The sequence below is a fragment of the Inquilinus sp. OTU3971 genome (genome assembly GCF_038440215.1).
The window spans coordinates 1-10139 of sequence record NZ_JASATH010000250.1 but is presented as its reverse complement, the minus strand read 5'-3'; the positions used below and the strand labels follow the sequence as shown (position 1 = coordinate 10139).

Here is a 10139-nt window from a genome sequence, read left to right as displayed (position 1 = left end):
TATTGGATGGTCTCAGACCTCGACCCGGATCGTCGCCGACAGCAGCTCCTTCCGATCGGCCTTGGTCCCGACCAGGATCTCGATCTCGCCGGGCTCCAGCACCGGCTTCAGGTCGAGGCCGGGGAACTTGAGCGCCTCGGCCTCCAGCTTCAGGCGCAGCACCTGCTTCTGGCCGGGGGCGAGCGCCGCCTTGGCCATGCCCTTCAGCTCCAAGAGCGGCCGGGCGATGCTGGCGACGGGGTCGCGGGTGAACAGGAACACCGTCTCTTCGCCCGCCACCGTGCCGGTGTTGGTCACCGCCACCTCGACCGTCAAGGTCTCGCCCGGGCGCAGCACCGGGGCGGAGACGCGCAGGTCGGCGAGGGCGAAGCGGCCGTAGGACAGGCCGTGGCCGAAGGGGAATTGCGGCGTCGACGGCAGGTCGATGTATTTGCTGGTGTAGTGCTGCTCCGGGTCGGTCGGTCGGCCGGTGTTGCGCTCGCCGAAATAGATCGGCACCTGGCCGACATCGCGCGGCCAGGTCACCGGCAGCCGGCCGGACGGGTCGACCGTACCGGTCAGCACATCGGCGACGGCATGGCCGGCCTCGTGCCCGAGGAACCAGGTGGCGACGACCGCCGCCGCGCGCTCGAACAGCCAGGGCAGCATCAGCGGCCGGCCGGAGCTCAGCAGCGCCACCACCGGCACGCCGAGGTCGAGCACCGCCTCGGCCAGGTTGCGCTGGCGGCCCGGCAGCTGGGGCCGGGCCCGGCTCGCCGCCTCGCCGCTCATGACCGCGGCCTCACCGAGGCACAGCAGCACGATTTCGGTGCCGCGCGCGGCCTGGACCGCCGCGGCGATGCCGGCGTCGCCGCCGGTCTCGATCTCGGTGCCGGGAACATAGACGATCTCGGCCTGCGGCAAGGCGGCCTTGATGCCCTCGAGGATGGTCACCGCCTCCTCCCACCGGCCGGCGCCGGCCCAGGAGCCGAGCATCTCCGACCGCGCATCGGCCAGCGGGCCGATCACGGCGATGCGTTTGGCCGACGGCGCCAGCGGCAGTGCGCCCTTGTTGGTCAGGAGCACGATCGACTTCGCCGCCGCCTCGCGCGCCAGGCGCCGCCGCTCCGCCGCGTGGAAGGCGTCGGGCACGGCGACGACGCGGCGATACGGGTCGTCGAACAGGCCGAGCCGCTGCTTCAGGCGCAGCACCCGGCGGACCGCGCCGTCGATCCCGTCCTGGGTGACCAGGCCGCGCTGCAGCGCCATCGGCAGGCCGGCGGCATAGGCGCCGCTCATCATGTCCATGTCGATTCCGGCCTTCAGCGCCAGCGCCGCGGCCTCGACCGCGTCGGCGGCGACGCCGTGGCCCAGCAGCTCCATGATCGCGTTGTAGTCGCTGATCACCGCGCCCTCGAAGCCGAGCTCACCCGCCAGCGTGCCGCGCAGCAGAGCGACATTGGCCGTCATCGGCACGCCGGCGACGTCGTTGAAGGCCGGCATCACCGTGGCGGCCCCGGCGGCGATAGCGGCGGCGAAGGGCGGCAGGTAGACCTCGCGGATCGCCCGGTCCGACACGTCGGCGGAGTTGTAGTCACGGCCCGCCAGCGCGGCGCCATAGGCCAGGTAGTGCTTGGCGCAGGCGGCCACCGCGTCGGGCGCCGTGAGGTCGGCGGTCTGGTAGCCGCGGACCTTGGCCTCGGCGATGCGGCAGGCCACCCAGGGGTCCTCGCCCGGCCCTTCGGAGATGCGGCCCCAGCGCGGGTCGCGGGCAACGTCGAGCATAGGCGAGAACACCAGGTCGAGCCCGTCCTCCGCCGCCTCCATCGCCGCCTCCCGCGCGGTGTGCTCCCACAGCTCGGGCGAGAACAGCGCCGCCTCGGCCAGCGGGATCGGGAAGATGGTGCGGTGGCCGTGGATGACGTCGAAGGCGAAGAACAGCGGAATCTTCAGCCGCGACTCCTCGACCGCCAGGCGCTGGGTCTCACGCACCCGGTCGGGGCCCCAATGGTTGAACAGGCTGCCGATGCGGCCGGCGCGGATGCCCTCGGTGACGTCGCCCGGCAGCACCGGCCCGGTCACCGCCAGCATCGACGACATCATGGTGAGCTGGCCGATCTTCTCCTCGAGCGTCATCGCCGCGAGCAGGGTTTCGATCCGATCCAAGGGCCTACTCCGCCTTTGCCTGCCCTCCTCTCAGTGCAGGAAGGCGCGCCCGGGATGAAGGCAAAAAAAACGGGCGCCGGAAAGGGAAAACCGGCGCCCGAAGTCGAGGGGAGGAATGAAGAAGGCTTAAGCGATCAGGCCTTCGGCAGCTTCAGCGCCACGAAGCGCTGGTCGCCCTGATGGTTGATCAGCAGCATCACGGCGTTGCGGTCCGCCTCCTTGGCCGCCTGGACCTGCTTGGCGACCTCGGACGGGGTCTTCACCGCCTCGCTGCCGACCCGGACGATGACGTCGCCGGGGCCGACGCCGGTCTCGCGCGCCGGGCCGTCGTCGCGGATGCCGGTGACCAGCACGCCCTCGATCTCGTCCGGCACGCTGAACTCGCGGCGCACCTTCGGGGTCAGGGCCGAGAGCGACAGGCCGAGCTGGTCGTCGACCGCCGGGCCGTTCTCGTCGGCGCTGGCGACCTTCTCCTGCGAGGCCGGCAGCTTGGCGATCTCGACCGAGATGCTCTCGGTCTTGCCGTTGCGCAGCACCTCGACCGGCACGGTCTTGCCGGCGGTGGTGTCGGCGACCAGGCGCGGCAGGTCGGAGAGCTGGTTCACCGGCTTGCCGTCATACGAGGTGATCACGTCGCCCTGATGCAGGCCGGCCTTCAGCGCCGGGCTGTCGTCCTGGACGTCGGCGACGAGCGCGCCCTTGGCCTTGTCGAGGCCGAGGGCCTCGGCCATCTCCGGCGTCACCTGCTGGATCTGCACGCCGAGCCAGCCGCGCTGGACGCTGCCATGCTCGCGGATCTGGGCGATCACGGTCTTGGCCAGGTTCGACGGGATGGCGAAGCCGATGCCGACCGAGCCGCCCGAGGGCGAGTAGATCGCGCTGTTGATGCCGATCACCTTGCCGCTGGTGTCGAAGCTGGGGCCGCCCGAATTGCCGCGGTTGATCGGCGCGTCGATCTGCAGGAAGTCGTCGAACGGGCCGGAATGCAGGTCGCGGCCGCGGGCCGAGACGATGCCCGCCGTGACGCTGCCGCCGAGGCCGAACGGGTTGCCGACGGCCACGACCCAGTCGCCGACCTGGGCGGCATCGCTGTCGCCCCATTCGACCGCGGTCAGCTTCTTGTCGGTGTCGACCTTGAGCAAAGCGAGGTCGGTCTTCTCGTCGGTGCCCACGACCTTGGCCGGGATCACGGTGCCGTCATTGAGGGTGACGGTGATGTTGTCGGCGTCCTTCACCACATGGTTGTTGGTGACGATGTAGCCGGCCGGGTCGATGATGAAGCCGGAGCCGGCGCCATGGACGACCTGGCCACCGTCGTCGCCGCCACCGCCACGGGGCCCGCGGCGGCCCGGCTGCTGCTCGTCGAAGAAGCGCTTGAAGAACTGGTCGAAGGGCGAGCCGGGCGGGAACTGCCGCTGCATCTGGCCGCCCTCATCATCCTGGTCGGCCATCTGCTGCGACGCCGACGGACGCTCGGTGGTCGAGACGTTGACCACGGCCGGGGTCACCTGGCGCACCAGACCGGCGAAGGAACCGGGGGCGGCCGGGACGATCGAGGTCTGCGCCTCGGCCTGGTTCTGGGCCACGGCCGGACGGTCGAAGGTCAGGACGGCCCCGACCGGCACGCCGATCAGCGCGGTGCCGAGCAGCAACGCCGCCGTCATCCGGCGCAGGCCGGTCCGCGGGCCGCGATCGTCGGAACCGAAGGGGGTCTTCATCTGCATCATCTCCACCACTGTCCAAGGCGCCGACGCGATTGGCCGGCGTGTGGTATGAAGATGGGGTGCCGGCCTTTAACCTCCTGTTTCGACGCCATTAATTCGGATTAATATTGGTTGGCGGCCGGATGGCCCGCCAGAGCCATCGGGATCCTTTCACCAACCTTAACGAAAATTATATTGCCGGCCCCGGACCCGAGGCGCAAAACCGGAACGTGACCTAGGCCCATGCTGGCGGCGCGCATCCGCTTCCCGCCAGCATCCGACCACCAATCGTCGGCCCGACCGCTGCGTCGTTCAGGCCGGTGACACTGAAACCCAAGTGATTGTTCCTTGGCGTCGGCCTGCCCATATCTTGGGTGTCGGCCGATATGGCCGGGAACCGATCCCGATGTTCACCCGTCTGGGTGAGCGGGAGAATGATGTGATGATGACAGCTTTTCTGGTCGTCTGGGCCGTCATCGGCCCTTCCGTCGGCCTCGCCGTCGGCGCCTGGTGGTGCAGCCGGGAGCGGGACGAGGAGGCGCACTTCGCCTCCCGCCAGGTGGCCTCGGCCGCGGAGCGCTCGCTGGGATGGCGCTGAGCCGCGCCGCAGCTCTCAGATGATGGTCAGGAGCGACGGGAACTCGGCCGGATCGATCTCCGGCTGGGGGTCGCCCCAATAGGCCGGCACCTCGTCGGTGATCTGGCTGAGGACATGCACCCGGACATCGGCGCAGCCGTCGATCCGCTGCTGCACCGAAGCATCCACCGGCCAGACCGTGGCGACCAGCATCAGCACGTAGGAGAGGTCGTCGGTGGCGTCGGAGAGCGGCAGCAGCAGGGTCCGCTTGCGGACGCTGTCGAGGCCGTCCGACAGCGCAAATTCGGCATAGATCGGCCGCTCGGAGAGCTGGACCGACATCAGCCCGCGCCGTATGGCGTCGTGGCGCTCGCCGCTGCACAGCTCCTCCAGCGGCCGCCCGGGCAGATTCCGGTCCGACGGCAGCCCCGCACCCTGGGCGTCCAAAGCGAAGCGGAACGTTCCCTCGCACGGCATCCAGGCCCACAGCAGGATCGGCGGAGGCAGCCGGCTGAGGCTGGCGAAGATCATGTCGTCGCAAGCCGGAAGACGCCCTCGCGCCGCGAGCCGCGCCCAGATCCGATAGACCGTCCGAAGCTGCCGGTCCGCAATCGCCTCATCAAAGGCCACGCTAACCATCCCCCCACAGGAAGCTCGCCGCACACGCGAATAAACTTTGCGCTCACAGCCTAAACTATGCATCCCCCAATTGGAGGATGACATCGAAAGTTTTCGGCTTCGCGACACGATTCGCCGGGATCTGTTGCCGGAATGCCAAGCGGGCGTGACGCCGGCCTCGCGCCGGGGTATTCCACGTCACAACTCCGGGTTTGACGAGTCGATCATGTGCCGCTGGCTGAGCTATTCGGGCGCCCCGATCTTCCTCGAGACGCTGCTGTTCGAGCCCGAATTCTCGCTGATCGCGCAGAGCCTGCGGGCCCGCAAGGCGGTGGTGGCGACCAATGGCGACGGCTTCGGCGTCGGCTGGTACGGCGAGCGGCCGGTGCCCGGACTGTACCGCGACATCCTGCCGGCCTGGGCCGACCCCAACCTGAAGAGCCTGGCGCACCAGATCCGGGCCAGCACATTCTTCGCCCATGTCCGGGCCTCGACCGGCACCGCGACCAGCCGGGCCAATTGCCACCCCTTCAGCCAGGGGCGCTGGCTGTTCATGCACAACGGCCAGATCGGCGGCTACGACCGGATCCGGCGCCGACTGGACGCGCTGATCCCGGACGATCTGTACCCACATCGCGGCGGCACCACCGACAGCGAGCTGATCTTCCTGGCCCTGTTCGGCTTCGGCCTGGAGACCGATCCGGCGGGGGCGCTGCGCCGCACCGCCGCGGCGATCGGCGAGGCCATGGCGGATGCGGCGATCGACGAGCCGTTCCGCATCACCGCGGCGCTGAGTGACGGCTGCAGCGTCTGGACCGTGCGCTACGCCACGGACGAGACGCCGCCCTCGCTGTTCTACTGCGCCGATGACGGCCAGCGGCTGATCGTGTCGGAGCCGCTGGACGGCGATTTCGGCCACTGGCACCAGGTGCCGCCCGGCCACCTGCTGGTGACCGACTGCGCCGGCCGGCTGGACCTGGAGCCGTTCCGCCCCTGATCCACCGGCCGGACGCATGATCAGGCCCGCAGGCGCTCGTTGTTCGGGTCGAAGGGCGATTCCTCGATCACCATGGCGCGGTGCGGCTTGCCGAGGATGCTGACGTCGAGCTCGGTGCCGATCTCGCCGAGATCCGGCCGGACCATGGCCAGGGCCAGGGACTTGCCGAGCCGCCAGCCATAGCCGCCCGAGGTGCAGCGGCCGACCAGCTCGCCGCCCTTGGTGATCGGCTCGTTGCCGCGGGCATCGGCATCGGTGACGTCGAGCACCTCCAGGGTGACGAAGCGGTTCCTGAAGCCGCGCTCGCGCCAGGCCACCAGCGCGTCGCGGCCGATGAAGTCGCCCTTGTTCGGGTGGACGAACCGGTCGAGTCCCGATTCCAGCGCCGAATACTCGATCGACAGCTCGCGCGGGATCAGCCGGTAGGATTTCTCCAGCCGCAGCGAATCCATCGTCCGGATGCCGAAGGGCTTCAGGTCGAATTCGCGGCCGGCGTCCATCAGCAGGTCGAAGATGGTGTTCTGCATCTCGATCGGGTGATGCAGCTCCCACCCCAGCTCGCCGACAAAGTTGACGCGCAGCGCCTGGGCCTGGGCGATGCCGACATTGATCGGCTTGCCCGACAGCCAGGGGAAGGCGGCGGTCGACAGGTCGGTGTCGGTCAGCTTCTGCAGCAGGGCACGGGAGCTCGGGCCGGCCAGGACGAAGACGCCGGTCTGGGTGGTGATCTTCTGCAGCTCGACCGAGCCGTCGCGCGGCCGCAGCTTCTGCAGCGTGTCCCAGTCATGCCGCTCGAAGGCGCCGGCACCGACCAGGTAATAGCGATTCGGACCCTCGCAGTAGATGGTGAACTCCGACCGCACGCCGCCGTTCTTCGACAGCAGATGCGCCAGGGTCATGCGGCCCGGCTTCTTCGGCACGCGGTTGGCGACGATGCCGTCCAGCCAGGCCGCCGCGCCCGGCCCGGAGACCGTGTATTTGGCGAAGGCCGACATGTCGAGCAGGCCGACCTTCTCATGCACATGCCGGGCCTCGCGGCCGACGAACTCGAAGTAGTTGGAGCGGCGGAAGCTCCACTTCTCGCGGATCTTCTCGCCCGGCGCCACCGGGGCATGGTTCTCGTTGACCAGCGTGTCGGGCTTGTTCAGCTCCGCCTCGGTCAGCTCGTAGCCCTCGGGCGCGAACCAGTTCGGCCGCTCCCAGCCATAGACGGTGCCGAACACGGCGCCCAGCGCCTTCATCCGGTCGTAGCAGGGCGCCCGCTTCAGCGGCCGCGCCTCCGCCCTTTCCTCGTCCGGGTAGTGGACGGTGAAGACGTTGCGGTACGCCTCCTCGTTCTTGGCCTTGAGGTAGCCGCGCGAGGCGTAGGGGCCGAAGCGGCGCGGGTCGACGCCCATCATGTCGATCGACGGCTCGCCCTCGACGATCCACTCGGCCAGCTGCCAGCCGGCGCCGCCGGCGGCGGTGACGCCGAAGCTGTGGCCCTCGTTCAGCCAGAAGTTCTTCAGCCCCCAGGCCGGGCCGATGATCGGGCTGCCGTCCGGGGTGTAGGCGATGGCGCCGTTGTAGACCTTCTTGACGCCGACCTCGCCGAAGGCGGGCACGCGGGCGATCGCGGTCTCGATATGCGGCGCGATCCGCTCCAGATCCTCCTGGAACAGCTCGTATTCCGACTGCTCGTCCGGGCCGTCGACATAGCAGCAGGGCGCGCCCGGCTCGTAGGGGCCGAGGATGAAGCCGCCGGCCTCCTCGCGCAGGTACCAGGAGCTGTCGGCCTCGCGCAGCACGCCCATCTCCGGCAGGCCCTGGCGCTGCCGCTCCTGCACCAGCGGGTGCGGCTCGGTGACGATGTACTGGTGCTCGACCGGGATCACCGGGATGTCGAGCCCGACCATGGCGCCGGTGCGGCGGGCGAAGTTGCCGGAGGCCGAGACCACATGCTCGCAGGTGATGTCGCCCTTGTCGGTCTTGACCAGCCATTCGCCGGACGGGGTCTGCTCGATGCCGGTCACGGTGGTGAAGCGGTGGATCTCCGCCCCCATCGCCCGGGCACCCTTGGCGAAGGCCTGGGTCAGGTCGGCCGGCTGGATGTAGCCGTCATCCGGATGCTGGATCGCGCCGATGATGCCGTCGGTCTCGCAGAGCGGCCAGATCTCCTTGACCTGGGCCGGGGTCAGGATATTGACCTTGATGCCGATCGTGTCGGCCACGCCCTTGTAGTACATGAACTCGTCCCAGCGGTCCCTGGTCCGGGCGAGGCGGATGTTGGAGACCTGGCGGAAGCCGACATGCTGGCCGGTCTCGGCCTCGAGCGAATTGTAGAGCTTGACCGAGTGCTTGTGGATCTGCCCGACCGAGTAGCTCATGTTGAACAGCGGCAGCAGCCCGGCGGCATGCCAGGTCGAGCCCGAGGTCAGCTCCCTGCGCTCGATCAGGACGACGTCCGTCCAGCCCTTCTTGGCCAGGTGATAGAGCGTGCCCACGCCCACCACGCCGCCGCCGATCACCACCACGCGCGCTGTTGACTTCATCGCTCGAACCGCTCCCTGCGGGCTCATACGGCCATCCTAACGAGAGTGTCCGGGCGGGGCCGGTTCGAGGCTAATCCAGCCGCGACCTGTGATGTCGCAGGCCCGCCAAACGCCAAGTCACGCTCAAGATTGGCGATGTCGCAATCGGACTGGCCGGCCGCGCCGGGATCGGCATGCTGGCGGCAAATCCCTGCGAGGCCGACCATGACGCTGCCGCCCGAACCGAAGATCGTCTTCCTCGACCGCGAGACCCTGGCGCCGGCGATCCGGCTGCGCCCGCCCGCCTTTCCGCATCGCTGGGAGGAGCACCAGCGGACCGCGCCGGAGCAGGTGCCGGAGCGGCTGCGCGGCGCCGGAATCGCCGTGATCAACAAGGTGCCGCTGCGCGAGCCGGTGCTGGAGCAGTTGCCGGAGCTGCGGCTGATCGCGGTCGCCGCCACCGGCACGGACTGCGTCGACACCGCCTGGTGCGACCGGCACGGCGTCGCCGTCTGCAACATCCGCGGCTATGCCGTGCACACGGTGCCGGAGCATGTCTTCACCCTGATCCTGGCGCTGCGCCGCTCGCTCCTGCCCTATCGCCGCTCGGTCGAGGCCGGGCGCTGGCAGGAGGCGAAGCAGTTCTGCTTCTTCGACCACCCGGTGCTGGACCTGCACGGCGCCCGGCTGGGGCTGATCGGCGGCGGGTCGCTGGGCAATGCCGTCGCCACGATCGGCCGGGCCTTCGGCATGGATGTCGTCTTCGCCGGCCGCAAAGGCGATGCCACGCCCGCCGATGGCCGCGTTCCGTTCGACGAGGTGATCGCGACCAGCGACGTGATCTCGCTGCATTGCCCGCTGCGGCCGGAGACTCGCGGCCTGATCGGCGCCGCCGAGTTCGCCCGGATGAAGCCCGAAGCCCTGCTGATCAACACCGCCCGCGGCGGGCTGGTCGACGAGGCGGCGCTGACCGAGGCGCTGCGGGCCGGCCGCATCGGCGGCGCCGGCTTCGACGTGGCGATGCCGGAGCCGCCTCCGGCCGACGCGCCGCTGATGCGGCTCCTGGACCTGCCGAACTTCATCCTGACCCCGCATGTCGCCTGGGCCGGCCGCGGCGCCATGCAGGCCCTGGCCGACCAGCTGATCGACCTGATCGACGCCTTCCAGCAGGGCAAACCGTTCAACCTGGTGGCGGGCGGGCCGAGAGCCTGAGACAGGCTGCCGGGGTGAAGGCTTGTTGCATTGCCTCTCGCGCAAGCAAGCCCTTTTTGGAATTTCCCCCCCTCATTGCAACCCCGGCCTTGAGCCGGGGGAAGCAATCCAGGCAGCAGCACGAGCGGACCGATGGATTGCTTCGTCGGCTTCGCCCCCTCGCAATGACGGCGAGAGTGAGCGTTCTGAAAGATCGCTTGCGGCAGAGGCTACGCAATCGACGACCGAGCTACGCCGCTGGAAGAAGCCCGGCACGGCGGGCGGGCGTGATGCCTGGCGCAGACAGCCGGCGGCGCCCGGCCCGGGGCGCCCCGGGCGGGGGGGGGGAAGCAAAAAATCAGCCCCGCCCCCCCCGGAGGGGGGGCGCCCCCCCCCCC

7 protein-coding genes are annotated in these 10139 nt (G+C 69.6%); 3 read left to right on the top strand and 4 right to left on the bottom strand.

Going from position 1 to position 10139, the window contains the following annotated elements; genetic code table 11:
• Nucleotides 1–12: 12 nt before the first annotated feature.
• Both AAHM41_RS36365 and AAHM41_RS36360 read right to left on the bottom strand, forming a co-directional pair.
• Nucleotides 13–2145, bottom strand: a complete 2133-nt coding sequence (locus AAHM41_RS36365) for a glycoside hydrolase family 3 N-terminal domain-containing protein (RefSeq protein ID WP_342241522.1) — start codon at nt 2143–2145, stop codon at nt 13–15.
• 134 nt (nt 2146–2279) lie between these two features.
• Entirely contained in the window at nt 2280–3863 is a 1584-nt protein-coding gene (locus tag AAHM41_RS36360; RefSeq protein WP_342241521.1) for a DegQ family serine endoprotease, read from the bottom strand.
• A 427-nt stretch (nt 3864–4290) separates the two neighbouring features.
• Between AAHM41_RS36360 and AAHM41_RS36355 the strand changes: the two genes are divergently transcribed.
• On the top strand, nt 4291–4446 hold the full coding sequence (locus AAHM41_RS36355; RefSeq protein WP_342241520.1) for a hypothetical protein: 156 nt from the start codon (nt 4291–4293) through the stop codon (nt 4444–4446).
• Nucleotides 4447–4461: 15 nt separating this feature from the next.
• Here AAHM41_RS36355 and AAHM41_RS36350 read toward each other — a convergent pair whose 3' ends face one another.
• The gene (locus AAHM41_RS36350) at nt 4462–5055 is read right to left on the bottom strand and encodes a hypothetical protein (RefSeq protein WP_342241519.1); all 594 of its coding nucleotides are present in this window, start codon (nt 5053–5055) and stop codon (nt 4462–4464) included.
• A gap of 214 nt (nt 5056–5269) precedes the next feature.
• Here AAHM41_RS36350 and AAHM41_RS36345 point away from each other — a divergent pair, with 214 nt between their 5' ends.
• A complete protein-coding gene (locus tag AAHM41_RS36345) occupies nt 5270–6040 on the top strand; it encodes a class II glutamine amidotransferase (RefSeq protein ID WP_342241518.1) in 771 nt (256 codons plus the stop codon).
• Between the two features lie 20 nt (nt 6041–6060).
• Here the strand turns inward: AAHM41_RS36345 and AAHM41_RS36340 are convergent, their stop codons facing one another.
• Nucleotides 6061–8571, bottom strand: a complete 2511-nt coding sequence (locus AAHM41_RS36340) for a GcvT family protein (protein ID WP_342241517.1) — start codon at nt 8569–8571, stop codon at nt 6061–6063.
• A gap of 204 nt (nt 8572–8775) precedes the next feature.
• On the opposite strand from AAHM41_RS36340, the gene AAHM41_RS36335 reads away from it, so the two are divergent.
• Entirely contained in the window at nt 8776–9762 is a 987-nt protein-coding gene (locus tag AAHM41_RS36335) for a D-2-hydroxyacid dehydrogenase (protein WP_342241516.1), read from the top strand.
• Nucleotides 9763–10139 lie beyond the last annotated feature (377 nt).